Consider the following 25,390-nt stretch of genomic DNA (forward strand, 5'->3'; position numbering starts at 1 on the left):
GATGTCCCAATCTTTAGTTCGTTCAGCCCTGTTTGTCCCCGGCAGCCGCCCGGAACGTTTCGCCAAAGCCCTGGCCAGTGGGGCCGATGCGGTGATCGTGGATTTTGAAGATGCCGTGGAAGAACCGCTCAAGCGCCAGGCACGGGATAACCTCGCGGCGTTTTTGACCGCCCAGCCTGATGCCCGGGTGTGGGTGCGCATCAATGCGCCTGAGCATGCCGAGCATTTTGCGGATGTGGCCTTTTGCAAAGCCCATGCGAATGTGGCCGGCGTGCTGTTGCCGAAGGTGGAGAGTGCCGCCCAGGTGGCCGTGGTGGCCGCCGCCGGTAAAGTGATCTGGCCGATTATCGAAAGCGCACGGGGCTTGCTGGCCATCGCCGAGATCGCCCATGCGCCGCAGGTGGAGCGTCTGTCATTTGGTGGCCTGGATCTGGCCCTGGACTTGAACCTGAGCAGCCAGTCGGCGGCGGCACGGTTTGCGCTGGATCAGGCGCGCCTGTCGCTGATCGTGCATTCCCGCGCCGCCGGCCTGGTTGCGCCGCTGGATGGCGTACATCCGGCAATCGACGATCCCGAGGGCCTGCACCGTTCGATCCGCCATGCTTATGAAATGGGCTTTGCCGGAGCGCTGTGCATCCATCCCAAGCAGGTCGCGGTGATCCATGCCGCCCTGGCGCCCAGCGCCGAAGACCTGGCCTGGGCCAGGCGCGTCGTGGAGGCCGGAGCCCATGGGGCAGGGGCCTATCAGATCGACGGGCAGATGGTGGATGCGCCGGTATTGCTCAGAGCCCAACGATTGCTGGCAGCCCGGACCTGACTGCAAAAACTGGATTGAACGTGGGAGGGGGCTTGCTCCCGATGACAGTGGATCAGTACCTGATGTGTTGACTGACACGCCGCTATCGGGAGCAAGCCCCCTCCCACAGGCGTGTCGATTGTTTATGCGGTTGGCGTTCAGTTTGGCAGAACGCAGGTATCTGGAATTCTAAATTCACTAAACGCTTTACATCAGGCACCTTGCCTCACAACACAACAATAAGAAGGTGATTTTCCATGCTCAAGCTATCCCGGGCGCTGCTGTGCGCCGCCACCTTGTTTGCCGCAGGCCTGGCCCAGGCGGCGGACCCGATTGTGATCAAGTTCGCTCACGTGGTCGCCGAGAACACCCCCAAAGGTCAAGGCGCGCTGCTGTTCAAGAAGCTCGCCGAAGAGCGTCTGCCGGGGCAGGTCAAGGTCGAGGTATACCCCAACTCGTCGTTGTTCGGTGATGGCAAGGAGATGGAAGCCCTGTTGCTGGGCGACGTGCAGATGCTCGCACCTTCGCTGGCCAAGTTCGAGCAATACACCAAACAGGTGCAGATCTACGACTTGCCGTTCCTGTTCAACGACCTGGCGGCCGTCGACCGTTTCCAGGCGGCCCAGGGCAAGGAGCTGCTGACCTCGATGCAGGGCAAGAACATTCTCGGCCTGGCCTATTGGCACAACGGTCTCAAGCAATTGTCCGCCAACAAGGCATTGCATGAGCCCAAGGACGCCCGTGGCCTGAAGTTCCGTGTGCAGGCTTCCAGCGTGCTGGAAGAACAGTTCAAGGCGATCCGTGCCAACCCGCGCAAGATGAGCTTTGCCGAGGTCTACCAGGGCCTGCAGACCGGCACGGTCAACGGTACGGAGAACACCTGGTCGAACTACGAAAGCCAGAAGGTCAATGAGGTGCAGAAGTACTTCACCGAGTCCAACCATGGCCTGATCGACTACATGGTGATCACCAACGCCAAATTCTGGAATGGCCTGCCGCCAGACGTGCGCAGCACCCTGGAGCAGATCATGGCCGAGGTCACCGTCGAGGTGAACAAGCAGGCCGAAGCGCTGAACCAGTCGGCCAAGCAGAAAATCATCGACGCCAAAACCAGCGAAATCATCGAGCTGACGCCCGAGCAACGTGCGCTCTGGCGCGAAGCCATGCGCCCGGTATGGCAGAAGTTCGAAGGGGAGATCGGGGCTGACCTGATCAAGGCGGCGGATGCCGCCAACCAGTAACACCCCGAGCCTTGCACTTACCTATCTCTGCCTCGCGAGGTTTTGCCATGCAAACGCTAAGGCGCGTCTGGGAGCACCTGGAGGAAGGCTTCATTGCCTTCCTGCTGGCCGCCATGACCCTGGTGACATTCGTTTACGTGATGCTCAACAACATCTACACGCTGTTCTTCGCCCTGGCCGACAAGTGGGCTGTAAGCAGCCCGTTTTTCAATGCCCTGGGTGACCATACCATGACCTGGGCGCAGGACATGACCTGGAGCGTGGCACTGACCAAGGCCATGTTCGGCTGGCTGATCTTCTTCGGTATTTCCTATGGTGTGCGGACCGCCGGGCATTTGGGTGTGGACGCTCTGGTCAAGCTGACCCGGCGCCGCGTGCAACGCCTGCTGGGCATGCTGGCGTGCCTGTGCTGCCTGGCCTACGCCGGGTTGTTCATGGTCGCCAGCTACAAATGGGTCAGCGCGGTGATGACGGCCCATATCGGCGCCGAAGACCTCGACCAGTACGGCGTCGATGTCGGTGACATCGTAGTGATCGTGCCCATCGGGTTTGCGCTGGTGTTTATTCGCTACCTGGAAATCTTCTACCGCCTGTTCACCCACCGTCAGGTCGGGTTGGGGCTGGCCGACGAGGCCGGTGAGGCCAGCAAGTTGGCCGGCAGCCATGAGGAGCGTCACTGATGGCCGTGCTCTGTCTGTTTTTGCTGTTGTTCGTGTTCATGTTCCTTGGCGTGCCGATCGCGATTTCCCTGGGACTGTCCGGTGCGGTGTCGATCCTGATGTTCAGCCAGGACTCGGTGAGCTCGCTGGCAATCAAGCTGTTTGAAACCTCTGATGCCTACACCTTCCTGGCGATTCCGTTCTTCCTGCTGTCCGGTGCGTTCATGACCACTGGTGGCGTGGCGCAACGGCTGATCGACTTCGCCAACGCGTGTGTCGGCCATATCCGTGGCGGCCTGGCGATTGCGGCGGTATTGGCGTGCATGCTGTTTGCGGCATTGTCAGGCTCCTCGCCGGCCACGGTGGCGGCGGTGGGCTCGATTGCCGTGGCCGGCATGGTGCGCTCCGGGTACCCCAAGGAGTTTGGCGCAGGGATCATTTGCAACGCCGGCACCCTGGGCATCCTGATTCCGCCTTCGATTGTGATGGTGGTGTACTCGGCGGCCACTGAAACATCGGTGGGCAAACTGTTCATGGCCGGGGTGGTGCCTGGGTTGTTGCTGGGCTTGATGCTGATGGTCACGATTTATATCGTTGCGCGCATCAAGAAACTGCCGGCGCAGCCGCGCGCGACTTTGCGTGAATGGCTGACCTGTGCGCGCCGGGCGTTCTGGGGCTTGCTGTTGCTGGTGATCATCCTCGGCGGCATCTACAGCGGCATGTTCACCCCGACCGAAGCGGCCGCCGTGGCGGCGGTGTATTCGGCGTTCGTGGCGTTGTTCGTGTACAGGGACATGAAGCTGCGCGACTGCCCCAAGGTGCTGCTGGAGTCCGGGCGCCTGGCAATCATGCTGATGTTTATCATCGCCAACGCCATGCTCTTCGCCCACGTGCTGACCACCGAGCAGATCCCGCAGGAAATCACCGCCTGGGTGATCTCTGAAGGGCTGACGCCGATTGGCTTCCTGATCATGGTCAACATTGTGCTGCTGGTGGCCGGCAGCTTTATGGAGCCGTCGGCTATTGTGTTGATCCTGGCGCCGATCTTCTTCCCGATTGCGATGAAGCTGGGCATTGACCCGATTCACCTGGGGATCGTGATGGTGGTCAACATGGAAATCGGGCTGGTGCACCCGCCGGTGGGGCTGAACCTGTTCGTGACGTCGGCGGTGACCGGGTTGACGCTGGGGCAGACCATTCGTGCAGCGATGCCGTGGTTGATGATCCTGTTGGTATTCCTGATCATGGTCACCTACTTGCCGTTTATTTCCCTGGCACTGCCGCACTGGCTGGGCATGTAGCGCGATCAAGCGGTGTGGGAGAGGGCAAGCCGCTCCCACACCCAGGCGCTATTGGTCCATGGCACTCAAGATCGCATGGGCCACCTTGACCCGTTCGGCATTCGGGTAGTTCTTGTTCGCCAGGATCACCACGCCGATGTCCTTGCTCGGTACGTACGCCACATACGCGCCGAAACCACGGGTAGAGCCGGTCTTGTTGAACAGCACGTCGGCCGGTTGCACGCGCGGCGTACCCAGCCATTGGACCTTGTGCGGCTCCATGGCCATCGGCGTGGAGTTGCCGTCAATCAGCGCTTGCAGGGTGATGGGGTAGGGGTAGGACTCCCAACCCAGGCCCTGGGTCATGCCGTTGACCGTGTAATAACCGGTCTGGGTAGTGGCGATGGCCTGCTGCAACGGCTTGCCCAGGGTCTGCGGGTGCAGGTTGGCAATCACGTAGCGGGCCAGGTCCTGGCTGCTGGTCTTGATGCCGTAGGCTTCGCTGTCCAGGGCGCCGGGGCCGACGCGTACGGGTTTCTGGGCGCTGTCATAGCCTTGGGCGTAGTCGCCGGATCGGTCAGCGGGGACGCCGACGTAGGTGTTCTTCAAGCCCAGCTTGGGCAGCAGGGTTTTCTCCATGGCGGCATTGAAGGGTTGACCCAGGCTTTGGGCCGTAAGGTAGCCGAACAGGCCGATGCTCGGGTTGGAATAGAGCCGTTGGGTGCCGGGGGCGTAGGTGGGTTTCCAGTGTTGGAAGTAGTTGAGCATGGTCGCGGCGCTGTCGGCGGCGTCGGGAAACTGCAGGGGCAGGCCGCCTGCGGTGTAGGTCGCCAATTGCAGCAAGCTGATACCGTCGAAGGCACTGCCGGCCAGTGCGCTCAGGTGCTCGCTGGCCTTGTCCGACAGCTTGAGCTTGCCGGTGGCCTGGGCATACCCGCCCAGGGTGGCGGTAAAGGTTTTACTGATCGAGCCGACTTCAAACAAGGTGTCTTCGGTCACGGGCTTCTGGGTTTCCCTGGACGCCATGCCGTAGTTAAAGTATTGCACCTGGCCCTTGTTGACCACTGCGACCGACAGGCCGGCAATGCCTTGTTGTTGCATCAAGGGTTGAACGCTGCTGTCCACGACCTGGCGCATATCGGTGGCCGCCATGCAGCTGCCGGCGCCGAGCAGCAAAGCGCAAATCAGAAGTTTTGGTAGAGGGGTATTCATGGTGACTCGCTTCCCTGTAGGTGATGTGCTGACGATGGGGGCCTGCGCAGGCGTGGCAAATCTAGGTGGATTCCGGCTTTGCGGCAAACGATGATATCTTGCAGCTGGCATTAGAAAAATTAAGGTCAAGGCATGCTTCGCTCTCATCTACCGCTGAATGCCCTGCGCGCATTCGAGGCTTCCGCCCGCCACCTGAGTTTTACCCGCGCAGCTATCGAGCTGTGCGTGACCCAGGCCGCGGTCAGCCATCAAGTGAAGAGCCTGGAGGCGCAACTCAATGTCACCTTGTTCAAGCGCCTGCCACGGGGCCTGATGCTCACCCGCGAGGGTGAAACCCTATTGCCGGTGCTGCGCGAATCGTTTGATCGCATCGCCCATACCTTGGGCCAGTTCGAAGGCGGGCATTACCGTGAGGTGCTCACCGTGGGTGCCGTCGGTACCTTTGCCGTGGGGTGGCTGTTACCGCGTCTGCCGGATTTTCAAAGCCGTCACCCGTTTATCGACCTGCGCCTGTCCACTAACAACAACCGCGTCGACGTCGCCGCCGAAGGGCTCGACTACGCCATCCGTTTCGGTGCAGGCGCCTGGCATGGCACCGACGCCTGCCAATTGCTGGCGGCACCGCTGAACGTACTCTGTGTGCCGCACATTGCCGAGCAGTTGCAGGTGCCCGCAGACCTGTTGAAACACACCTTGCTGCGCTCCTACCGGGCCGATGAGTGGACCCACTGGTTCCAGGCGGCCGGGTTGCCCGCCGATACAGTGGTGCCGCGCAGCATCATGTTCGATTCATCCTTGGCCATGATGGAGGCGGCGCTGCAAGGCATTGGCGTGGCACTGGCCCCGGCGATGATGTTTTCGCGGCAGCTGGAAAGCGACGTGATCCGCAAACCGTTCGACATTGGCATCACCACCGGCAGCTATTGGCTGACCCGCCTGCAATCGCGAGCCGAAACCCCGGCCATGCTGGCATTCAAGGGCTGGCTGAAAGAGGCGGCTGGGCAGGGCTGACAGTTTTATCTTTGAAACAAAATGAAACATTCGTCACGGGCTACCCTCTACCGTAGCCCCTACCGAGTGCCTTCATGAAAAGTCCGCGCCCCTCCGACCGTATGCCCCACCTCACGCAATTGCGCAACCTGAAGATGGCCCGTTCCGCCCACGCTTATGTGCGTGGCAGTACGGTGCAATTTTATGAGTGGCTGCACAGCCAACCCGGTCGACGCTTGCCTCATGGCCCGGCTATCTGGATCTGCGGCGATTGCCACGCGGGCAACCTGGGCCCGACCGGGGATATCAAGGGGCGCATCGACATGCATATTCGCGACCTCGACCAGACTGTGATCGGTAACCCGGCCCACGACCTGGTGCGCCTGGCCCTGTCCCTGGCGACCGCCGCTCGCGGCTCCGACCTGCCGGGCGTGACGACCGCCCGCATGCTCGAAGAAATGATGGTGGGCTACGAACAAGCCTTCAAGGACAAACCCGACGAAGCGCCGCCGCGCCCGTCCCAGGTCAAGGCCGGCATGCGCAGCGCAGTTGAGCGCACCTGGAAGAACCTGGCGCGTGAACGTATCGAAAATGCACGGCCGAGCATCCCGTTGGGCAAGCACTTCTGGTCGCTGTCGCGTGCGGAAAAGAGTGCCCTGCAAAGCGTCTGTGCTTCCGATGAGATCCAGCAACTGGTGACGTCACTCAAAGGCCGCCCCAAAGACGCCAAGGTCGAGCTGCTGGATTCGGCCTATTGGGTCAAGGGGTGCAGTTCCCTGGGCTTGCTGCGTTATGCGGCGTTGTTGGGAGTGGGCGACAAGGACGAGCAGGAATACTGCCTGATCGATATCAAGGAAGCGGTCGGCGCCGCCGCCCCCCGTGCGCCGCGGGCGAAGATGCCCAGGGACAACGGTCGCCGCGTGGTGGAGGGCGCTCGTCAGCTGTCACCGGGCTTGGGTGAGCGCATGGTCGCCACGCGGTTTCTGGATCACGGCTTCTTCATCCGCGAATTGCTGCCCCAGGACATGAAGCTGGAACTGGACGAGTTGAGCGAGACGGATGCCATGCACGCCGCCGGTTACCTGGCCCGCGTCGTCGGGATCGCCCATGCCCGGCAAATGGACCGCGACACACGCAAGGCGTGGATGTCGGCATTGCAGGAGAACCGTTCCAGGCAGTTGGATGCGCCTTCCTGGTTATGGACCAGCGTGGTGCAACTGGTGGGCAGCCATGAGCAGGGCTATCTCAACCATTGCCGCAGGTATGCGCTGGAGCACTGACCACGGCAGCGGCGACATCCAAATGCGACGCAGGGTCAGGTGTGGCGAGCAAGCTTGCTTGCGCTGGGGGGCGAAGCGCCCCCATAAAGCGGGAGACTGCTGCGCAGTCAACGGGAGCAAGCTCCCTCGCCACACAAGCCCGTCCCACAGGACTCATCACATTCAGGCCAGGTATTTGCGGAACCAGCCGAGGGTGCGTTCCCACGCCAGGTTCGCGGCCGCTTCGTCGTAACGTGGCGTTGAGTCATTGTGGAAGCCGTGGTTGGCGCCTTTGTAGAGGTACGCCTCATAAGTCGTCCCGGCCGCCTTCAATGCCTTTTCATACGCCGGCCACCCCTCATTGATCCGCGTGTCCAGCTCGGCGTAATGCAGCATGACCGGCGCCTTGATGCGCGGCACGTCCTTGGCCTCCGGTTGGCGCCCATAGAACGAGACCGCCGCACCCAACTCCGGATAGGCCACCGCCGCTGCATTGGTCACGCCACCGCCGTAACAGAAACCGGTTATCCCGACTTTGCCGGTGCTGGCGTCGTGGTGCATCAACCACTCGATGGCGGCGAAGAAGTCGTTCATCAGCTTTTCGGGATCGACTTTCTGCTGCAGCTCCACGCCTTTTTCATCGTTGCCCGGGTAGCCGCCCACCGATGTCAGGCCATCCGGCGCCAGGGCGATAAAGCCGGCCTTGGCCAGGCGCCTGGCGACGTCTTCGATGTACGGGTTGAGGCCACGGTTTTCATGCACCACCACCACGGCCGCCACCTTGCCATTGGTTTTGGCCGGGCGCACCAGGTAACCGCGCACGGTGCCGTTGCCTTTGGGCGAAGGGTAGGTGATGTAATCGGCGACGATATCCGGGTCGGTGAATTTCACTTGCTCGGCCAGGGCATAGTCGGGGCTCAGGGCCGCCAGCAACGCGGAGGCGGTGAGGCCACCGAAGGTGAACAGCGCGGCGCGGTCGAGAAACTCACGACGGTTGAGCTTGCCGTGGGCATAGCCGTCGTAGAGTTCCAGCAGTTCGGGGGCGAAGTCTTTCGCGGTGAGACGCGTCATCGGGGCAGTCCTCGGGAGCGGTGGCGTTCACTGTAGACCAGGATCAACCTTCGCGGCCATGGGCGGCGGCGGCCAATTGCCCGGTGTCGACGCGCACGAACACCGAGTCGCCGATGGCCGTGAGGACGTCGCCGGCGTACACCTCGCAGACCACGCGGCTTTTACGCCCGACCTCGCCCTCGACCCGTGCACGCAGGGTCAGTGTCACGCCCATGGGCGTCGGTTTGATGAATTTGATCCCGAGGTTGCCGGTCACGCAGTCGATGCGCGGCAAGGTGCCGGGTTCACGCTGCTCGGCGCGGTAGTGGTAGGCCATGGCGGTCCAGTTGGAATGGCAGTCCACCAACATGGCGATCAGGCCGCCGTAGACCAGGTCCGGCCAGCCGGTGTATTGGGGCTGGGGTTGATGTTCGGCGATCAGGTGGACGCCATCGGCATCCCACCGGCTCTTGATGTGCAAGCCATGCGGGTTGCTGCCACCGCAGCCGTAGCAAATGCCTTGCGGCGCGGTGATGTCCTGCAGAGAAGGGGGCAGCATGCAAAATCCTTATTGTTCTGGGCGACTACTCTGTTTAACAGCCCACGGGCAGAATGGGAACCAGGCGTCCTTACTTCTTGCGGAGCGTTGCATGAACCGTCGAACTTTCCCCGCTGTGCTGCTGGTGCTTGCCCTCATTGGTTGCTCCAGTGCCCAGGCCGTGGAGTACAAGGACGTCAACCGCACGGCGAGCCAGATCAGCTTTACCTTCCAGCAGTTCGGGCAGCGGGTGTATGGCACCTTCAGCGATTTCGAAGGGACGCTGACATTCGACACGCAGAGGCCCGAGGCTGCCCATGCGTTGCTCAAGATCCAGCTGGCCAGCATCGACGCCGGCAGCCCGGATGCCAACACCCAACTGCAGCAACCTGCCTGGTTCGACACCGCGACCTACCCGGTGGGCGTGTATGAATCCAGCGGTGCCGTCGCCTTGGGCGAGAACCGCTACAAGATCAGCGGCCACCTGACGATCAAAGGCATCACGCAGCCGGTGGTGATCGATGTGCTGCTCAAGGAGCAGGGCGGCATCGGTGTATTCGACGGCGAGTTCGTGCTCAATCGCGCAGACTATCGGATCGGCGAGGGTGAGTGGGCGGGCAACAGCGTGGTGTCCAACGACATCCACATCAAATTCAAGATGGTCGCCCCTCAACGTTAACGTGCGAAATGCTTGGCCCCGGCCACGCAGCCGATCACGGCCAGGGTCACCAGCAGCATGCCAAGGCTGACCTGTTCATGCAGCAGGCCCGCCGCCAGCGCCAGGCCGAAGAACGGTTGCAGCAACTGCAACTGGCCGACGGCGGCGATACCGCCCTGGGCCAGGCCGCGATACCAGAACACAAAACCGATCAACATGCTGAACAGCGACACGTAGCCCAGGCTCAGCCAGGCGGGCAACGGGATGCCGCTGAAACTGTGCGGCGCCAGGATCACGCTCAACGGTGCCACCACCGGCAATGACACCACCAGCGCCCAGCAGATCACCTGCCAGCCGCCCAGGCTGCGCGACAACCGGGCGCCCTCGGCATAACCCAGCCCGCACACCAGTACCGCCAGCAGCATCAGCAAATCGCCCGCAGGCGCGGCGCTCAAGCCTTGAGCGAAGGCATAGCCCATCACCAGCGCGCTGCCCAGGATTGAAAACAGCCAGAACACCGGCCTTGGCCGCTCACCGCCACGCAATACGCCGAATACCGCCGTGGCCAGGGGCAGCAGGCCGATAAACACGATTGAATGCGCCGACGTCACGTATTGCAGCGCGAGGGCAGTCAGCAGGGGGAAACCGATGACCACGCCCAGGGCGACGATCACCAGGGGCATGTATTGCCCGCGCGAGGGGCGTTTCTCCTTGAACAACCGCAGTAGCAACAGGCCGAGCAAGCCGGCGAGGGTGGCGCGGATCAGGGTCAGAAATACCGGGTCAAACGCCATCACGGCCAGGCGTGTGGCGGGCAATGAGCCGCTGAAAATCACCACGCCGATAAAGCCGTTGATCCAACCTTGGGTGCTGCTATCGAGGGTGCTGAACCGCGAGGTACGTTCCATGGAAGATGCCCGAAGAAAGAAAAGTTGCGTGTCCGGCATCCTAGAAGTGAAGATTGAGACAATCAAAAAATTGTCATGGATACACCGCCTATGCCGCGCGCCCGCTACAAGTCGCTGGTCGACCGCTTCGCCGCCGATATCCGCAGCGGGAAAATGCCGCCTGGCACGCGGTTGCCGACTCACCGGCAGTTGGCCGCCGAGCATGGCCTGGCCCTGGTCACCGCCAGTCGCGTGTATGCCGAGCTGGAGGCCATGGGCCTGGTCAGCGGTGAGACCGGCCGTGGCACGTTTGTCAGGGAGATTGCGTTGCCGCCGGGGCAGGGCAGTGGCCAGATGATCGTCGCTACGGGCATGCTCGACCTCAACTTCAACTACCCCGCGTTGCCTGGCCAGGCCGACCTGTTGCGCACGGCGTTGCGCCAACTGGCCCTGTCGGGTGACCTCGAAGCCCTGTTGCGCTATCAGCCCCACGCCGGTCGCCTGCACGAGCGCGCAGCGGTGGCGCGACACTTGTTGAGTCGGGGGCTGGCGGTGGACGCTGAACAGGTGCTGGTGGTCAGCGGCGCCCAACACGGCTTGGCGGTAAGCCTGATGGCATTGCTCAAGCCCGGGGAGGTGATCGCCGTGGATGCGCTCACGTATTCGGGCTTCAAGGTGCTGGCCGAGACCCTGCACCTGGAGGTCGTCGCGATTCCGGTCGGTGCCGAGGGGCCGGACCTTGAGTTCCTGCAGCGCCTGTGTCGCCAGCGACCAGTGCGCGCCGTGTATAGCATTCCGACCTTGCACAACCCTTTGGGCTGGGTGTTGAACCTGGCGCAGCGCGAGCAACTGGTCGAGATTGCCCGTCGGCACAATCTGATGATTATCGAAGATGCGGCCTACGCATTTCTCGCCGACGACGCGCCACTGCCCCTGGCGAGCCTGGCGCCGGAGCGCACGGTGTATGTCGGTGGCTTTTCCAAGAGTGTGGCCACGGGACTGCGCGTCGGTTTCATCGCTGCGCCGCTTGCCTGGGTGAAAGGGTTGGAGCGCAGGATCATGGCCACCACCTGGAACGTGCCGGGGGTGATGAGTGCGATTGCCGTGGCCTGGATCGAAGACGGCACCGTGGCGCGGCTGGAGGCGCAAAAACGCGAGGATGCCCGGATGCGGCAGGCTTTGGCGGCGCAGGTACTGACGGGTGTTGACTACATCAGTCACCCCTCGTCGTACTTTCTATGGTTGCCGCTGGGGGAGGATGCCCGCGCTGACCAGATCGCCATGACCTTGCAGCGCGAGCAGATTTCCGTGTCCACCGCCGAGCCGTTTGCGGTCTCGGCCTACGTGCCCCACGCGTTGCGGCTGGCGCTCGGCTCGGTGGAAATACCGGCGTTGCGCGAGGCGTTGCTCAAGGTGCGCAAGGTGGTGGCATGGTGAGTCAGTACTTGTAGGCTTGACGCCCGATCAGCAGCCACTTGCCTTGCTGTTTCTGCCAGACCTGGAAGTTGTCGATATCGGTGGGCACTTCGACGCCGCTGTTCACCGCCAAGGCGTGAAAGTGGTTGCGCACCAAGGCGGTGTCGCCGTCGAGCGTGATGGTCTGGTTCTGCATCTCCAGGGTCTTGAATGCGCTAGTGTGGTTTTCCAGGTCGGCGATGAATTGCGCCTTGTTCTGGACCTTGCCGCTGGAGTGGCCGTAGGTGAGCTTGTCGGACGTCAACGCGTGCAGTTGCTTGAGGTCCAGGTGGAGCATGGCTTGGGTCAGTTGGTCGACGGCCTGCGCCACCTCTTTTTCGGCGGGGGCGGGCGCAGCTGAGACCGCAGCGGAAAACAGGCACAGAAAACCGATCAGCACTTTGATGTTGGGCATGGGTGTTTCCTTATTGTTGTCAGGGGGTACGAACACTTAAGTCGTCGTACAACCATGCCGTATTTTTAATCTGCAAGGAAAGTGAATTTTTTGAATGCCTTTGAAATATTGGCATAGGTCACGCTTTAAATAGCGTGCGACATCATATGACGTCTCAACACTTGCTCAGTTTCTTTCTGGAATTTGCCCCACTTCCTGCCTTTGTGGCACATGGCTATGCTAGCGCCACACTGATCAAATCCACCAGGAAGCCAGCCATGCTACCGAACCCAAACTACCAGGCCGTTCAACCCTCCGTCGGTGCCGGGAGGCCGTTTGCGAAGCCGGCGTCGGTCAAGATCGACATGATCGCTATCGCTCGGGGTTGAAGCGTTGATGATTACCCAAGGCGTGGAAGTATTGATTGACTACGGCCTCCACTTGGCGCCGGGGCTGTTGCTGTTCGGGTTGTGGTTTGCGCTGACGCCCAGCACCTTGTCCGCAATGCGCATCCTGATCCTGCTGGCGGCGTTCGTATTGATGCGCGACGTGATGACGCCGCTGGGCATGTGGTCACTCGGCAGGGAGGCGCAGATCGCCTTCACCCACAATACGTTCGTATTGGCCATGCTGGGTGGTTTATCGGCGTTGCTGATCCTGTTGCTGGCGCGGATCGCTCCGCAGTTGTGGCAGATGGTGCGCTGGTCCATCGGCAATCCGGCTGTTGGCCTGGCCGTGGGACTGTTGGTGGGCTGCCTGATCGGTGTGCCGCTACGGGTTCATCAAGGTATCGACGCGTCCGCGATCCATGGCTATTGGGTGTGGCTGCCGGGCATGCTGGTATTGGCTTACGGCGCCAACGCGCTGGAAGAGGTGTTGTTTCGCGGGTTCCTGCAGGGTTACCTGGAGCAGCAGCTCACGCCGTTGCGTGCCGCCTTGATCAGCGGCGTGGCCTTTGCCGCCTGCCATACGTTCCTGGCCTTGAGTGTGACCCAACTGGGTGCGACGGTGTTGCTGTTCACCCTGATCGAAGGGCTGGCCTGCGCCTGGGTGCGGATGCGTTATGGCGTGTTGCCAGCCACGCTGACCCATGGCACGGCCATTTTGTTGATAGCCGTGCCGTTGGTTTGAAATGCAGTCGAAAGTGGGAGCGGGGCAAGCCCCCTCCCACAGGTTATCCGTCGTCGACTCAATCGCTTAACTGACAGGCATTAGGGCTTGCCCGATATCAGTCTGCCGCCAAGGGCGGAGTACGCGGGGGAATCACGCGTTTGCTGCCGGTGGCTTCAAACGCCGAAGCGAAGCGCAGTAGTTGCGAGTCGTCATAGGCACGCCCGGCAAAGGTCAGCCCCACCGGCATGCCGATGTCCGCCATCACGCCCATCGGCACGGTGACGGTGGGCACACCCAGGTGGCGAATGGCGAGGTTGCCATTGGCGACCCAAACCCCGTTGCTCCAGGCGATATCGGCACTGGTTTCGTTCACATCGGCATCTGCCGGGCCCACGTCGGCCACGGTCGGGAACAGCACGGCGTCCAGCCCCAGGTTGTCCATCCAGTCTTCCAGGTCAAGCCGCCGGGTTTGCTCCAGGCCACGCAGGCCGTCGGGCACTGTGCTGATCTCATTCCACGGTGTGATGCCACGTTTGGCCATGCGCACGTACTCGTCCATGCCGGCGGCCAGGTCGTCTTCACGGTTGGGCAGGGTGCCCGGGTCGTGCGGGAAGATCTGCGGGCCGTCGACATCGCCCAGGCAATTGAGGGTCGGGTCGCCATTGGCACGCAGGAAGTCATCGAAGGCCCAGGCCGACAGCTCCCACAGTTCGTCGTGCAGGAATTCCTTGGACACCAGGCCGCGGGTAAACACGGTCGGCGCGCCGGGGCGGTCGCCTTCGCAGTTGGACACCAGCGGGAAATCCACCTCGATCACCTCGGCGCCGGCGGCTTCCAGCGCCTGGCGGGCAGCCTGCCACAGGTCGATCACGCTGGCACGGGTGTTGATCTTCTGCCCGGTCGGCCCGCCGATCCCGGGTTTTTCGCTGGTGCCGGCCTCGGGGTCGGCGTTGATGTACATGCGCGGTACGCCGAAGCGTTTACCTGCGAGCGACTCACGAGGCGCTGCCAGTTCAGCGTAGGAAACCGGGCGCACCGAGGCCACGCTCGGGATCGGTACCCAGGGTTGCAGGCGCCACAGGTCGCCACGGGTGTCGGGGTCTTCGGCAACCACCACATCGAGCACTTCCAGCAGGTCGGCCATGGTGCGTGCATACGGCACCACCACGTCCATGGTCGGCGTCAACGGCCAGTTGCCGCGCACCGAAATCACCCCACGGGACGGGGTGTAGGCACACAGGCCATTGTTGGACGCCGGACCGCGCCCGCTCGACCAGGTTTCTTCGGCCAGGCCGAATGCGGCAAAGCTGGCGGCTGTCGCGGTGCCTGCGCCGTTGGAGGAGCCGGAAGCAAAGGGCGCGGTGAGGTAGTCGGCGTTGTACGGGCTCTCTGCGCGGCCATAAACGCCGCGTTGCATGCCGCCATTGGCCATCGGCGGCATGTTGGTCTTGCCCAGGCAGATGGCGCCGCCGGCCCGCAGGCGCTCGATGGTAAAGGCGTCGCGATGGGCCGTCAGCTTGGCGAAGGCCGGGCTGCCCGAGGCGGCCGTCAGGCCCTTGACCAGGTAGCTGTCTTTGGCGGTGTAGGGGATGCCATCCAGTGGTCCCAAGGTTTCGCCCTTGGCCCGACGCGCATCGGACGCCTTGGCTTCTTCAAGGGCCTGGGGGTTGCGCACGACCACGGCGTTCAAGGCGGTGGCCGTCTGCGGGCCGTCATAGGCATCGATCCGCGCCAGGTAGGCCTTGACCAGTTCAACGGCAGTGGTCTGGCTGGTTTCAAGCGCCGCGCGCAATTGGGCAATGGAGACTTCGGTAACTTGCATCACGTTTTTTTCGCCGCCTTCAGGTGGGAGGTATGGCGGCAGTCTACGGACAGATATTTCACAAAACCAGCGCCGCATAATCCGCGTAGGCGGCACGCATTACTTGCCATGTAGCCGCGTCAGCGGGAATCAGATGTTCGATCCGCAGCGAAGTCAGGGTGATGTCCTGGGGCATGCCAAACGTGGTGAAGGTCGACAGGAAGTTCAGTTCGCCCCGCTTCGAACGGATACGCGTCAGCACCAACGGCGGCATCGACCCGGGCAGTTCGGTGCCGGCCGGTGTCGGTAAACCCGCCAATAACGTAGCCAATCCGGGATTACCCAGTGCTTCGCGGGTTGCCCGTTGCCAGGCCAGGCTGCGGATTTCTTCGGCGTTGATCAGGTGATCGCCTAGGCCACCTGTCTGCAGCAGCGTGGTGAGCAGGTTGATGCCATCGGCCGCATCCGGCGGGATACCCACCAGTTCAAACAACACGCCGGTACTCGCGTTCGCCGCCAACACTTCCCACTGGCTGCCCAGCAGAATCGCTGGTGCAGGGTTGTTGGCATGCAACACATGGCTGACCGCCTCGCGAATCGCCGCCATGTCGGGCGATGCCAACGAGGTGGCGGCGTAGCGGGGGGCATAACCGGCGGCGAGGAATACACGGTTGCACAGCTCCAACGGGGCTTCCAACGCCGTCAGCAGATTATGCAAGGTGCCCGGGCTCGGCTTGGCGCGGCCGGTTTCGATGCAACTGAGGTGACGCTGCGAGACGCCCGTGATCAAGGCCAGGTCCAGTTGGCTCAGGTGGGCGTGGCGGCGCAGTTGGCGTAACAGTTCGCCGGCGCTGACGGTGATGTCCATGGCGTGGTCATGACCTCCGAGGTCATTGCGAGGGCCGCCACCTTATCACTAGGGTGGGCCTCGTTCACTGCAAGGAAGAGTCCATGTCCAGAAGACCTTATATCGCCCTGGCCGCTCTGCTCGGGTTTTCGCTGTACAGCCTGGCGGTGATGCTCACTGCCGAGCAATCGTTGCTGGCGTTCGGCTGGGAACTGATGACGCGGCCGGACACGGCGCAGGTCGTGATCGACCTGTACCTGATGGCGGCGCTGGCATGTGTGTGGATGTATCGGGATACGCGGGCCCGGGGGCGCTCGGTTATTGGCGTGCTGCCGTATTTTTTGCTGACGGCGGTGTTCGTCTCGGTGGGGCCGTTGTTGTACATCGTTGTGAACGCCTACCGGGATGAATGAGCGTACGCGCCGGTACGGTCCACCAGGCGAATGCTGTCGCGCCCACCCCGCTTGGTTTCATAGAGTGCGCTGTCACCCAGTTCAATCAACACCGCGAGGCTGTGCGGCGGTTGGTCGAACAGGTTGGCGCCGATACTCAACGTGATCGGCGCGGGCGTGGTGAAGGACTGCGAGGCGAATTGGTGGAACTGGGCACGCAGGCGGCTGCCCAGTTCCACGATCCGCTCGGTCGAGGTGTCGTTGAGCAGGATCACGAACTCATCGCCGCCCAGGCGGGCGGCCAGCGAGCCGTCGGGGGCCACGGTGCGAATCATCTCGCTCAAGGTGATCAGCAAGCGGTCGCCGGCGGTATGGCCGTAGAGGTCATTGACCAGTTTGAAGTTATCGATGTCGATCAGCAGCAGCGCGCCCGGTTGTGCCGCTGAAACCTGGGTGAGCAGGGGCGGCGCGTGCAGGTCGAGGGCGCGGCGGTTGTAGAGGGCGGTCAACGGGTCGCGGGCGGCCAGGTGGGCAATCTGTTGTTCGCGGCGGTAGCGTTCGGAACCGGTCATCGACAAGGCAATCAGCATGATCGCCATGGCGCCCTCCACCAGGGAGACCTGGATGATCTCGCCCTTGAACGCCGTCAGGTCGATCAAGGTGCCGGGGATCAGCACCGACAGGGCCTTGGCCACATAGAACGCGCCATGGATCAGCAGCACGTAACGCAGTTGCACCGCGCCGATGCTGAGGGATTTGCCATGGGGCCGCAGCAGGAAACTGGCGCACAAGGTGGGCAGTGCCACCAGCAATGACTGCACCGCCAGCATGATTTTGGACCATAGCAGGTCGGCCGGGAGCATCAGCAGCCCAAACCATATGGCCGGCATCAGTAGCCAAAACGCTGACAGCCGCCGCTGGGTGAAGCGTGCCACGCCCAACAGGAATAAAAAGTGCGCGCTGACCAGCAAACCGTTGGCGAACCAGATGCCGATCATCCAGAAGCCGCTGCTGCGCAGCAGGGCGAGGATGGAGCCGAAGCTGATGATGGCGAAGCCGGCGCTCCAGAACAGCAGCGAGGGTTCGCGCACGCTGCGCCATTCAACGGCCAGGTACAGGGCGGCAGCGGCTGCCAGGGCGACGGTGAGTGCCAGAATGGTCGGGGGATCGAGCGTCATTGGGTGCCGGGTCTGCCTGGGTGTGCGCTAAAAGCCAGGATTGTAAGCGCACACGCAGGTTTCTCAGAGCATTCATCGTGCTGGCGTACGGCCAGCCGATGATCGGCGGGTCAGGCGCCTTTGGTCGATGGCAGCAATATCGTCAGGATCCCCACCAGCGGCAGGAACGAGCACAGTTTGTAGACGTACTCGATGCCGTGGCTGTCGGCGAGCAAGCCGAGCAGTGCCGCGCCGATGCCGCTGAAGCCGAACATCAGGCCGAAGAAGATCCCGGCGATCATGCCCACATTGCCCGGCACCAGTTCCTGGGCATAAACCACGATGGCCGAAAAGGCCGAGGCGATGATAAACCCGATCACCACGCTCAAGACCGCCGTCCAGAACAGGTCGACATAGGGCAGGGCCAGGGTGAAGGGGGCCGCGCCGAGGATGGAGAACCAGATGACTTTCTTGCGCCCGATCTTGTCGCCGATCGGGCCGCCCGCGAAGGTGCCGACGGCCACGGCGCCGAGGAACAGGAACAGGTACATCTGGGAACTGGCGACCGACAGCTGGAATTTTTCGATCAGGTAGAACGTGAAGTAGCTGGTCAGGCTGGTCATGTACCAGTATTTGGAGAACACCAGCAGGGCCAGTACCACCAGGGCGAAAGTCACGCGGCCTTTGGACAAACCATGGGTTGCCTGGGTGCCTTGCTTGAGCTTGAACAGGTTGAGGTGGTTGCGGTACCAGCGGCTCAAGCCATACAGCACCAGGATCGCGAAGACCGCGAACAGGCCGAACCAGGCGATGTGCGTCTGGCCGTAGGGAATGATGATGGCCGCCGCGAGCAACGGGCCGAATGCGCTGCCGGTGTTGCCGCCGACCTGGAAGGTCGATTGCGCCAGGCCATAGCGGCCGCCCGAGGCCAGGCGTGCCACCCGCGAGGTTTCCGGGTGGAAGGTCGACGAGCCGACGCCGACCAACCCCGCTGCCAGCAGGATCGCCGGGAAGGAACCGACGAACGCCAGCATCAGAATGCCGATCAAGGTGCAGACCATGCCCGCCGGCAACAGCCAAGGCTTGGGATGGCGGTCGGTGTGGTAACCGATCCAGGGCTGCAGCAAGGACGCGGTCAGTTGAAAGGTCAGGGTGATCAGGCCCACTTGGGTGAAGCTCAGCCCATAGTTGGCTTTGAGCATCGGGTAGATCGAGGGCAGCACGGCCTGGATCAAGTCATTGATCAGGTGCGCCAGGGCGCAGGCACCGAGGACGCGCATGACCAGAGGGCTTATCTGGGGCGCAGGGGTTGCAGCGGCGGGTGACGCGGTCAGTGTCGACATGCAGGCATTCCATACAAGGCAGCGTTCCAGGGCTGCCAGTACTTGAGCTGGCTGCCCATTTCAAATTGTTTCGGCGTTCATGCTAGATTCGGCGTAAATGCCTGTCTCGCGAAAATCGGGAGGCAACTATCGCAAAAAGGGCGAAATGATCAAACCATTGGATGAATTTTTGCAGGAGATCGATGAGGGCGACTGGGCGGTGATCAGTTCCGCCACCGATTATCCTGAAAACTGGGTGATCCCGGATCACAGCCACGAAAAGCACCAACTACTCTACGCCATCGAAGGCGTGATGGTGGTGCACTCGGCGCAGAACCAGTGGACGGTGCCGTCCAATCGCGGCTTCTGGATGCCCAGCGGGCAAGTGCATTCGCTGCGTTGCGTGGGCACGCTGAAAATGCGCAGCGTGTTCGTGCGCCCGGATGCCTTCCCGAATTTGCCCACCGAGACCAAGGCGGTGAGCATTTCACCGCTGCTCAGTGAACTGATCAAGGCATCGGTGAGTTTGAAGCCGCCTTATGCCGAAGACTCGCGCGATGCGCGGATCATGCACCTGATCCTCGACGAACTGGCGATTCTGCCGGCGTTGCCGCTGTCGTTGCCCCAGCCCGCCGACTCACGCATCAACCGTATCTGCCAGGCGTTGCAACAGGATGCCGGTGATGCCTCGACGGTGGCGGACTGGAGCGACCGACTGGGCCTGGACCAGAAGACCATCCAGCGCCTGTTCCGCAAGGAAACCGGCCTGACGTTCGGCCAGTGGCGCCAGCAGGCGCGGTTACTGCTGGCGCTGGAGCGCATTGCGGTGGGGGAGAAGATCATCGATGTGGCGATCGAGCTGGGCTACGACAGCCCGAGCGCCTTTACCAATATGTTCAAGAAACAGTTCGGCAAGACGCCGAGTCAGTTTTTCCGCTAGGGCGGCCGACCACGGTTGTCAACGAGGCGCGCCGTGCGGCCAGGCAAGCCAGCAGCGCGGCGATACCCAACGACGCCGCGCTCAGCTCAAAGGTCGCTTGATAGCCCCAGTGATCGAACGCCAGGCCGCCGACCGTGGCACCGGCAGTAATCGCCAATTGAATGATTGCGACCATCAAGCCGCCGCCAGCCTCCGCGTCATCGGGCAGCTCGCGCGACAGCCAGGTCCACCAACCCACCGGCGCAGCAGTGGCCACCAGGCCCCAGAAACCCAGCAATGCCGTGGTGGCGACTGGCGAACTGCCCATTACCAACAACGCCACGGCGATCACGGCCATCAACAGCGGGATGGCGATAAGCGCCGGGTAAAGAGCGTTTTTCAGGCACCGTTCTATCAGGAACGTCCCCACAAGGCCGGTGAGGCCGAGCACCAGCAGCATCAATGACAGTGTGGACACACTCACTTGAGTCACGTTTTCCAGGAACGGGCGCAGGTAAGTGAACAGCATGAACTGGCCCATGAAAAATACACTGACTGCGAGCATGCCCAGAGCCACCGAAGCCTTTCTGAGTAAGCGCAGCACGTTGCCGGAATGGGGTGCGGTCTGCATCTTTATCGATGGCAGGCTCACCAGCAGCCATACGCCCGCCAACATGGCGACCGGTACGACGCAAAAGAATGCGCCGCGCCATCCGATCAATCCGCCGAGAAAGCTACCCAGCGGTGCTGCAATGACGGTTGCCAATGCGTTGCCGCCATTGACGATAGCCAAGGCGCGCGGCACCTGGGCCGATGGCACCAGGCGCATGGCAGTGGCGGCCGACAGTGACCAGAAGCCGCCTATGGCCACGCCGATCAGCACGCGGCCGAGCATGAACACCCGATAGTCCGGCGCCAGTGCCACCACGGTTCCAGACAGGATCATCAGTAAGGTCAACCCCAGCAACAGGCGTTTGCGATCAACCCGTGCCGCGACAGCCGCAATGACCAGACTGGTGAGCAAGGCGAACAGTCCGGATACCGAAATGCCCTGGCCGGCCTGACCCTCGGAGATCTGCAGGTCGGCCGCCAACGGCGTCAGCAAGCTCACGGGCATGAATTCAGAGGCGACCAACGCGAACGCCGCCAGAGACATCGCGAACACCGCAGCCCAACCGTGTGTATGAGTGTTAGGGGAGGTCACTTCAAGTTGCCTTTGAAGAAGGCGGTGAGCTTGACGAACGGGATCAGATTGACTCGGTCGTACAGATCCACATGGCCGGCCCCCGGGATGATCACCAATTCCTTGGGCTCGGCGGCACGCTGATAGGCGTCCTCGCTGAATTCGCGAGAGTGGGCATCAGCGCCGGCGATCAATAACAGTGGGCGTGGGGAGATCGTCTCGATGTCGTTGAACGGATAGAAGTTCATGAACTTCACGTTGCTGGTCAGTGTCGGCTGCGTGGTGGTTTGCGCCGACGCGCCGGCCGGGGTGAATTCGCCGCGCGGGGTGCGGTAGAAATCGTAGAACTCATCGCCTACCGCATCGCCGCTGAGGGCGTGCGGAGTGCCGCCGGTGTAGACGCTGTCGCCACCCTGAAATTCCACGTAGCGCTGGTTGGCAGCCTGACGCAGCAGTTGTCGACGTTGCTCCAGCGTTACGCCGTGTTTGAGTCCGTTGCGGTTGGCCGCCCCCATGTCGTACATGCTCACGGTGGCGATGGCCTTGAAGCGTGGGTCGATTTTCGCCGCGGCAATGGCGAAGCTGCCACTGCCGCAGATGCCGATCACACCGATGCGTTCGCGATCAACCAGCGGGCGTGTGCCGAGGAAATCCACCGCGGCGCTGAAGTCTTCAATGTAGAGGTCAGGCAGCACCGCGTTACGCGGCGAGCCTGCGCTTTCACCCCAGAACGACAGGTCCAGAGACAGGGTGACGAAGCCTTGTTCGGCCATTTTGGTCGCGTAGAGATTCGCGCTCTGTTCTTTGACGGCGCCCATGGGGTGGCCGACGACGATGGCTGCGTTCTTGGAGGCCGGCGCAAGGTTTTTTGGCACGAATAGATTAGCCACGACCGGCATGCCATATAGGTTGTTGAAGGTGACTTTTTCGACGGTCACCTTGTCGCTTTTGTAGAAGTTGTCAGCACCGTTGATCATATCGGCTCCCAGTGAAGAAAAAGACGTCAGCAGCACGCTCAGGGCGAGCAAAAGGCTTTTCATGGCGTGATCCGTGAGAAGGTTGGTCCGTGCATTTTCCTGATGTGGCCTGTGGTTCTGTAGTGCGTTTCACTGGATTACTTGCCTGATCCTCTGAGTCTTGGCGTTTGCTGGGGACGTTCATGGGGCGTCCGGGGTAAAGTTCGATGAAGAGAGAAAAGAGCCTTTTATGAAGAACAACCCAACGCCTTTGGATAGCTTGATCCAAGCCATCGGTTCGCAGGTTTGCACGCCGGGTGACCGCCCCATGGCGATCCCGGGCCTGGGCTTTTATCGGCGGGAGCAGCCGGCGGCGCCGGTGGTCTGCATGGTCGAGCCCAGCATTGTGTTGGTCGCCCAAGGTGCGAAGCAGTTGTGGGTGGGCGGGCTGGGTTACGCCTACGACACCTCGCGATTTCTGGTGACCTCGCTGGACATTCCGGCCAACTCCGAGGTGCTGGCCGCCAGCCCGGCTCAACCTTGCCTGGGCCTGACCTTCAAGCTGGACCTGCAGATCCTGGCTGAACTGATCGCCCAGGGTGAGTTGCCGCCAACCCGAGAACGGGCAGCGCTGAAGGGCGTGGGTATCGGTACTGTTACCGAGGGCATGCTCCAGGCGTTCGCGCGGCTGGTGGCTCTGCTGGATGAGCCCGAGGCGATCCCGGTGCTTGCCCCGTTGATTCAGCGCGAAATCCACTACCGCTTGCTCAAGAGTGATCAGGCCGGGCGCCTGCGCAAGATCTGTGCGGTGGACGGTCAGGGCTATCGGATCGCCAAGGCGATTGACTGGCTGAAGCTTAATTACGACGAACCGCTACGGGTGGATGAGTTGGCCGCCCGCGTGCAAATGAGCCCGGCCACTTTTCATCATCACTTTCGCCAACTCACCGCAATGAGCCCGTTGCAGTATCAAAAATGGCTGCGTTTGAACGAGGCGCGGCGCTTGATGTTGAACGAACATCAGGACGTGTCCAGCGCCGCCTTCAAAGTCGGGTATGAAAGCCCGTCACAATTCAGTCGAGAGTACAGCCGGCTGTTCGGCGTGCCTCCCAAGCGCGATGTGGCCGTGTTGCGAGGCAAGCGTGTTGTTACTGTTCGGCCGCCGTTAAGTTAGCGAAGAAGATACAGCCGATCAGCCGCGCAAACAGGCTCAGGGTTTCCGACAGGTTGGGGTCGTCAAACAGCATCGCCCGTGAATCCAGGGCGCATAGCGCGCCGAACAGGCGGCCGTCCGGCAGGAAGATAGGTGCGCCGGCGTAGCTTTCAATGGCGTACTGCTTGACTACCGGGCGGGTTGAAAAACGGCCGTCCTGGCTGACTTGCGGGATGAACAGTGCGTGGGGGTTGATGCAGAACTCACTGCACAGAGTGGTTTCCAGATCGAGCACGTCATCCACATGGATGCCCATGTTGGCGGTGTCGTACACGGAGCAGACTATCCACTCCACGTCGGTGAATTTGGCAATGCCGGCGAAGCGCATGTTGGTCAAGCGAGTCACCAATTGCAGGATGCTGGTGGTGGCCTCGATTTCCGCGATGGCGGCACGCTCCTCCGGGCTGAGAAACGAGTGGGTCGGGTTGACGCTGGGGATCATGGTTGAACACTCCGATGGCGTGGCGGCAGGCGCCGCCACGCCAGCCGCTTAGTTGATACGTGGGTGCTGCTCGACCAGGCTCTTGCGCTTGGCTTCCAGCTCGGCAATCTCGGCGTCAATCGCTTCGATCTTCTGTTCGATACTGTCGTGGTGCTCCTGCAGCAACTCCTTGGCCTCTTCAATATCCGAGGCCGCCGGTGCGGCGCCGCGCAGGGGGCGGTTGGCGGTTTCCTTCATGGTCAGGCCGGTGATCAGGCCGATCACGGCAAACGCCATCAGGTAGTACGCGGGCATGTACAGGTCATCGGTGCTTTCCACCAGCCAGGCCGTGGCGGTAGGGGTGAGACCGGCGATCAGTACCGAGACGTTGAAGGCACTCGCCAGCGCGCTGTAGCGAATATGGGTGGGGAACATGGCCGGCAGGGTCGAGGCCATCACGCCGATGTAGAAGTTCAGCACGACGGCCAGGATCAACAGGCCGCCGAAGATCAGGCCGATCTTGCCGCTGGTGATCAGCATGAACGCTGGAATGGCCAACAACAGCAGGCCGATGCTACCGGCGATGATGAAAGGCTTGCGGCCAATCTTGTCGCTGATAAAGCCAATGAATGGCTGTACGAACAGCATGCCGACCATGATCGCGATGATGATCAGCACGCCGCTGTTTTCTTTGTAGTGCAGGTTGTGCGACAGGTAGCTGGGCATGTAGGTGAGCAGCATGTAGTAGGTCACGTTGGTGGCCGCGACGATACCGATGCAGGTCAGCAGGCTGCGCCAGTGCTTGGTGGCGACCTCCTTGAACGACACTTTGGGGCCGTGGGTCAGGCCCTGGCGATCACCTTGCTCGAGTTTGTCCATGTGCTGCTGGAAGGCCGGGGTTTCTTCCAGCGCATGGCGCAGGTACAGGCCGATGATGCCCAGGGGCAGGGCGAGGAAGAACGGCAGGCGCCAGCCCCAGGCTTCGAACTGTTCCTCGCCCAGCACGCTGGAAATCAACACCACCACGCCCGCGCCGAGCACGAAGCCGGCGATGGAGCCGAAGTCCAGCCAACTGCCGAGGAAGCCGCGCTTGCGGTCCGGGGCATATTCGGCGACGAAGATCGAGGCGCCGGTGTATTCGCCGCCCACCGAAAACCCCTGGGCCATCTTGCAGAGCAGCAACAGGATCGGTGCCCAGATGCCAATGGAGGCGTAACCTGGGATCAAGCCGATGGCAAAGGTACTCAGGGACATGATCACGATGGTGGCGGCGAGGACTTTCTGCCGCCCGTATTTGTCGCCCAATGCGCCGAAGAACAGGCCGCCCAGAGGACGGATCAGGAAGGGGACGGAGAAGGTAGCCAGTGCGGCGATCATTTGTACGCTGGGCGAGGCGTCGGGGAAGAACACTTTGCCCAGTACATAGGCGACGAAACCGTAGACGCCGAAGTCGAACCACTCCATGGCGTTACCCAGGGCCGCGGCGGTGATTGCCTTGCGCACCTTGGTATCGTCGACGATGGTGATGTCTTTCAATCCGATGGGTTTGACGCTTTTCTTGCGTAATTTCATGCGGGCCACTCTAAATCTGAACAGGGGAGGTGCCATCGTTGCGATGGCACCGCTCTGTCAGTTCAGATACAAGCG

Annotated in this window: 25 protein-coding genes; 12 read left to right on the top strand and 13 right to left on the bottom strand. The window is 61.9% G+C overall.

Annotated elements, in window-relative coordinates; translation table 11 throughout:
• Position 1: 1 nt before the first annotated feature.
• From DK870_RS02915 to dctM, 4 genes are all read left to right on the top strand, one after another.
• Positions 2 to 817 carry a CoA ester lyase gene (locus DK870_RS02915; protein WP_060752656.1) on the top strand — a complete coding sequence of 272 codons (816 nt, stop codon included), beginning with the start codon at positions 2 to 4 and terminating at the stop codon, positions 815 to 817.
• 236 nt (positions 818 to 1,053) lie between these two features.
• Positions 1,054 to 2,037, top strand: a complete 984-nt coding sequence (gene dctP, locus DK870_RS02920; protein ID WP_060752657.1) for a C4-dicarboxylate TRAP substrate-binding protein DctP — start codon at positions 1,054 to 1,056, stop codon at positions 2,035 to 2,037.
• A gap of 47 nt (positions 2,038 to 2,084) precedes the next feature.
• Complete coding sequence (locus DK870_RS02925) at positions 2,085 to 2,717, top strand: TRAP transporter small permease (RefSeq protein WP_060752658.1); 633 nt, start codon at positions 2,085 to 2,087, stop codon at positions 2,715 to 2,717.
• Positions 2,717 to 3,997 carry a C4-dicarboxylate TRAP transporter large permease protein DctM gene (gene dctM / locus DK870_RS02930; protein WP_060752659.1) on the top strand — a complete coding sequence of 427 codons (1,281 nt, stop codon included), beginning with the start codon at positions 2,717 to 2,719 and terminating at the stop codon, positions 3,995 to 3,997. The genes DK870_RS02925 and dctM overlap by 1 nt, the downstream gene beginning before the upstream one ends.
• Before the next feature lie 48 nt (positions 3,998 to 4,045).
• Here dctM and ampC read toward each other — a convergent pair whose 3' ends face one another.
• A complete protein-coding gene (gene ampC, locus DK870_RS02935; protein WP_161547853.1) occupies positions 4,046 to 5,188 on the bottom strand; it encodes a class C beta-lactamase in 1,143 nt (380 codons plus the stop codon).
• A gap of 132 nt (positions 5,189 to 5,320) precedes the next feature.
• Here ampC and DK870_RS02940 point away from each other — a divergent pair, with 132 nt between their 5' ends.
• Together DK870_RS02940 and DK870_RS02945 are read left to right on the top strand one after the other, a co-directional pair.
• Positions 5,321 to 6,199, top strand: coding sequence for a LysR family transcriptional regulator (locus tag DK870_RS02940; RefSeq protein WP_161547854.1), 879 nt, complete (start codon positions 5,321 to 5,323; stop codon positions 6,197 to 6,199).
• Between the two features lie 74 nt (positions 6,200 to 6,273).
• Positions 6,274 to 7,458 carry a DUF2252 family protein gene (locus tag DK870_RS02945; RefSeq protein WP_161547855.1) on the top strand — a complete coding sequence of 395 codons (1,185 nt, stop codon included), beginning with the start codon at positions 6,274 to 6,276 and terminating at the stop codon, positions 7,456 to 7,458.
• 162 nt (positions 7,459 to 7,620) lie between these two features.
• Here the strand turns inward: DK870_RS02945 and yghX are convergent, their stop codons facing one another.
• Positions 7,621 to 8,508 (bottom strand): YghX family hydrolase, encoded by an 888-nt coding sequence (gene yghX, locus DK870_RS02950; RefSeq protein WP_161547856.1) that lies wholly within the window; start codon positions 8,506 to 8,508, stop codon positions 7,621 to 7,623.
• 43 nt (positions 8,509 to 8,551) lie between these two features.
• Positions 8,552 to 9,046 (bottom strand): PaaI family thioesterase, encoded by a 495-nt coding sequence (locus tag DK870_RS02955; RefSeq protein WP_090370729.1) that lies wholly within the window; start codon positions 9,044 to 9,046, stop codon positions 8,552 to 8,554.
• Positions 9,047 to 9,137: 91 nt separating this feature from the next.
• On the opposite strand from DK870_RS02955, the gene DK870_RS02960 reads away from it, so the two are divergent.
• Positions 9,138 to 9,704, top strand: a complete 567-nt coding sequence (locus DK870_RS02960; RefSeq protein WP_060752665.1) for a YceI family protein — start codon at positions 9,138 to 9,140, stop codon at positions 9,702 to 9,704.
• Here DK870_RS02960 and DK870_RS02965 read toward each other — a convergent pair.
• Positions 9,701 to 10,591, bottom strand: a complete 891-nt coding sequence (locus DK870_RS02965) for a DMT family transporter (RefSeq protein WP_104993941.1) — start codon at positions 10,589 to 10,591, stop codon at positions 9,701 to 9,703. The genes DK870_RS02960 and DK870_RS02965 overlap by 4 nt on opposite strands.
• Positions 10,592 to 10,681: 90 nt before the next feature.
• Between DK870_RS02965 and DK870_RS02970 the strand changes: the two genes are divergently transcribed.
• Complete coding sequence (locus tag DK870_RS02970) at positions 10,682 to 12,007, top strand: PLP-dependent aminotransferase family protein (protein WP_104993940.1); 1,326 nt, start codon at positions 10,682 to 10,684, stop codon at positions 12,005 to 12,007.
• 1 nt (position 12,008) lies between these two features.
• Here DK870_RS02970 and DK870_RS02975 read toward each other — a convergent pair whose 3' ends face one another.
• Positions 12,009 to 12,440 carry a nuclear transport factor 2 family protein gene (locus tag DK870_RS02975; protein ID WP_060752668.1) on the bottom strand — a complete coding sequence of 144 codons (432 nt, stop codon included), beginning with the start codon at positions 12,438 to 12,440 and terminating at the stop codon, positions 12,009 to 12,011.
• A 375-nt stretch (positions 12,441 to 12,815) separates the two neighbouring features.
• Between DK870_RS02975 and DK870_RS02980 the strand changes: the two genes are divergently transcribed.
• The gene (locus DK870_RS02980; RefSeq protein ID WP_104993939.1) at positions 12,816 to 13,550 is read left to right on the top strand and encodes a CPBP family intramembrane glutamic endopeptidase; all 735 of its coding nucleotides are present in this window, start codon (positions 12,816 to 12,818) and stop codon (positions 13,548 to 13,550) included.
• A gap of 97 nt (positions 13,551 to 13,647) precedes the next feature.
• On the opposite strand, the gene DK870_RS02985 is transcribed toward DK870_RS02980, so the two are convergent.
• Positions 13,648 to 15,357: an amidase gene (locus DK870_RS02985; protein ID WP_161547857.1), complete on the bottom strand. Its 1,710-nt coding sequence runs from the start codon at positions 15,355 to 15,357 to the stop codon at positions 13,648 to 13,650.
• A 55-nt stretch (positions 15,358 to 15,412) separates the two neighbouring features.
• Positions 15,413 to 16,201, bottom strand: coding sequence for a helix-turn-helix domain-containing protein (locus DK870_RS02990; RefSeq protein WP_161547858.1), 789 nt, complete (start codon positions 16,199 to 16,201; stop codon positions 15,413 to 15,415).
• An 83-nt stretch (positions 16,202 to 16,284) separates the two neighbouring features.
• Here DK870_RS02990 and DK870_RS02995 point away from each other — a divergent pair, with 83 nt between their 5' ends.
• The gene (locus tag DK870_RS02995) at positions 16,285 to 16,593 is read left to right on the top strand and encodes a DUF2834 domain-containing protein (protein ID WP_161547859.1); all 309 of its coding nucleotides are present in this window, start codon (positions 16,285 to 16,287) and stop codon (positions 16,591 to 16,593) included.
• Here the strand turns inward: DK870_RS02995 and DK870_RS03000 are convergent.
• On the bottom strand, positions 16,578 to 17,750 hold the full coding sequence (locus DK870_RS03000; protein ID WP_161547860.1) for a GGDEF domain-containing protein: 1,173 nt from the start codon (positions 17,748 to 17,750) through the stop codon (positions 16,578 to 16,580). The two genes, DK870_RS02995 and DK870_RS03000, sit on opposite strands and share 16 nt — an antisense overlap.
• 110 nt (positions 17,751 to 17,860) lie before the next feature.
• Positions 17,861 to 19,072 carry an MFS transporter gene (locus DK870_RS03005; protein WP_060752674.1) on the bottom strand — a complete coding sequence of 404 codons (1,212 nt, stop codon included), beginning with the start codon at positions 19,070 to 19,072 and terminating at the stop codon, positions 17,861 to 17,863.
• A 97-nt stretch (positions 19,073 to 19,169) separates the two neighbouring features.
• On the opposite strand from DK870_RS03005, the gene DK870_RS03010 reads away from it, so the two are divergent.
• On the top strand, positions 19,170 to 19,991 hold the full coding sequence (locus DK870_RS03010) for a helix-turn-helix domain-containing protein (protein ID WP_161547861.1): 822 nt from the start codon (positions 19,170 to 19,172) through the stop codon (positions 19,989 to 19,991).
• Here DK870_RS03010 and DK870_RS03015 read toward each other — a convergent pair.
• Both DK870_RS03015 and DK870_RS03020 read right to left on the bottom strand, forming a co-directional pair.
• Positions 19,948 to 21,126, bottom strand: a complete 1,179-nt coding sequence (locus DK870_RS03015) for an MFS transporter (RefSeq protein ID WP_161548162.1) — start codon at positions 21,124 to 21,126, stop codon at positions 19,948 to 19,950. The genes DK870_RS03010 and DK870_RS03015 overlap by 44 nt on opposite strands.
• A gap of 44 nt (positions 21,127 to 21,170) precedes the next feature.
• The gene (locus DK870_RS03020) at positions 21,171 to 22,193 is read right to left on the bottom strand and encodes an alpha/beta hydrolase (protein WP_060752677.1); all 1,023 of its coding nucleotides are present in this window, start codon (positions 22,191 to 22,193) and stop codon (positions 21,171 to 21,173) included.
• Between the two features lie 166 nt (positions 22,194 to 22,359).
• Here DK870_RS03020 and DK870_RS03025 point away from each other — a divergent pair, with 166 nt between their 5' ends.
• Positions 22,360 to 23,283, top strand: a complete 924-nt coding sequence (locus DK870_RS03025) for an AraC family transcriptional regulator (RefSeq protein WP_090370756.1) — start codon at positions 22,360 to 22,362, stop codon at positions 23,281 to 23,283.
• Here the strand turns inward: DK870_RS03025 and DK870_RS03030 are convergent.
• On the bottom strand, positions 23,258 to 23,764 hold the full coding sequence (locus tag DK870_RS03030; RefSeq protein WP_060752679.1) for a GAF domain-containing protein: 507 nt from the start codon (positions 23,762 to 23,764) through the stop codon (positions 23,258 to 23,260). The genes DK870_RS03025 and DK870_RS03030 overlap by 26 nt on opposite strands.
• Before the next feature lie 48 nt (positions 23,765 to 23,812).
• Entirely contained in the window at positions 23,813 to 25,315 is a 1,503-nt protein-coding gene (proP, locus tag DK870_RS03035) for a glycine betaine/L-proline transporter ProP (RefSeq protein WP_060752680.1), read from the bottom strand.
• Positions 25,316 to 25,390 lie beyond the last annotated feature (75 nt).

Origin of the sequence: Pseudomonas sp. Q1, from assembly GCF_009935975.1 — a bacterium.
Classification (GTDB): domain Bacteria; phylum Pseudomonadota; class Gammaproteobacteria; order Pseudomonadales; family Pseudomonadaceae; genus Aquipseudomonas; species Aquipseudomonas palleroniana.

Excerpts from the sequence above, each read along its gene's own strand:
- DK870_RS02960 (WP_060752665.1), top strand. The coding sequence starts at position 9,138 with ATGAACCGTCGAACTTTCCCCGCTGTGCTGCTGGTGCTTGCCCTCATT.
- DK870_RS02915 (WP_060752656.1), top strand. The coding sequence starts at position 2 with ATGTCCCAATCTTTAGTTCGTTCAGCCCTGTTTGTCCCCGGCAGCCGC.
- DK870_RS02965 (WP_104993941.1), bottom strand. The coding sequence starts at position 10,591 with ATGGAACGTACCTCGCGGTTCAGCACCCTCGATAGCAGCACCCAAGGT.
- DK870_RS02955 (WP_090370729.1), bottom strand. The coding sequence starts at position 9,046 with ATGCTGCCCCCTTCTCTGCAGGACATCACCGCGCCGCAAGGCATTTGC.
- DK870_RS02970 (WP_104993940.1), top strand. The coding sequence starts at position 10,682 with ATGCCGCGCGCCCGCTACAAGTCGCTGGTCGACCGCTTCGCCGCCGAT.
- DK870_RS02945 (WP_161547855.1), top strand. The coding sequence starts at position 6,274 with ATGAAAAGTCCGCGCCCCTCCGACCGTATGCCCCACCTCACGCAATTG.
- DK870_RS03020 (WP_060752677.1), bottom strand. The coding sequence starts at position 22,193 with ATGAAAAGCCTTTTGCTCGCCCTGAGCGTGCTGCTGACGTCTTTTTCT.
- DK870_RS03030 (WP_060752679.1), bottom strand. The coding sequence starts at position 23,764 with ATGATCCCCAGCGTCAACCCGACCCACTCGTTTCTCAGCCCGGAGGAG.
- DK870_RS03015 (WP_161548162.1), bottom strand. The coding sequence starts at position 21,126 with ATGTCTCTGGCGGCGTTCGCGTTGGTCGCCTCTGAATTCATGCCCGTG.
- DK870_RS03010 (WP_161547861.1), top strand. The coding sequence starts at position 19,170 with ATGCCTGTCTCGCGAAAATCGGGAGGCAACTATCGCAAAAAGGGCGAA.
- DK870_RS02995 (WP_161547859.1), top strand. The coding sequence starts at position 16,285 with ATGTCCAGAAGACCTTATATCGCCCTGGCCGCTCTGCTCGGGTTTTCG.
- DK870_RS03000 (WP_161547860.1), bottom strand. The coding sequence starts at position 17,750 with ATGACGCTCGATCCCCCGACCATTCTGGCACTCACCGTCGCCCTGGCA.
- DK870_RS02925 (WP_060752658.1), top strand. The coding sequence starts at position 2,085 with ATGCAAACGCTAAGGCGCGTCTGGGAGCACCTGGAGGAAGGCTTCATT.
- yghX (WP_161547856.1), bottom strand. The coding sequence starts at position 8,508 with ATGACGCGTCTCACCGCGAAAGACTTCGCCCCCGAACTGCTGGAACTC.
- dctM (WP_060752659.1), top strand. The coding sequence starts at position 2,717 with ATGGCCGTGCTCTGTCTGTTTTTGCTGTTGTTCGTGTTCATGTTCCTT.
- DK870_RS03005 (WP_060752674.1), bottom strand. The coding sequence starts at position 19,072 with ATGTCGACACTGACCGCGTCACCCGCCGCTGCAACCCCTGCGCCCCAG.
- DK870_RS02980 (WP_104993939.1), top strand. The coding sequence starts at position 12,816 with ATGATTACCCAAGGCGTGGAAGTATTGATTGACTACGGCCTCCACTTG.
- DK870_RS03025 (WP_090370756.1), top strand. The coding sequence starts at position 22,360 with ATGAAGAACAACCCAACGCCTTTGGATAGCTTGATCCAAGCCATCGGT.
- ampC (WP_161547853.1), bottom strand. The coding sequence starts at position 5,188 with ATGAATACCCCTCTACCAAAACTTCTGATTTGCGCTTTGCTGCTCGGC.
- DK870_RS02940 (WP_161547854.1), top strand. The coding sequence starts at position 5,321 with ATGCTTCGCTCTCATCTACCGCTGAATGCCCTGCGCGCATTCGAGGCT.
- DK870_RS02975 (WP_060752668.1), bottom strand. The coding sequence starts at position 12,440 with ATGCCCAACATCAAAGTGCTGATCGGTTTTCTGTGCCTGTTTTCCGCT.
- proP (WP_060752680.1), bottom strand. The coding sequence starts at position 25,315 with ATGAAATTACGCAAGAAAAGCGTCAAACCCATCGGATTGAAAGACATC.
- DK870_RS02990 (WP_161547858.1), bottom strand. The coding sequence starts at position 16,201 with ATGGACATCACCGTCAGCGCCGGCGAACTGTTACGCCAACTGCGCCGC.
- dctP (WP_060752657.1), top strand. The coding sequence starts at position 1,054 with ATGCTCAAGCTATCCCGGGCGCTGCTGTGCGCCGCCACCTTGTTTGCC.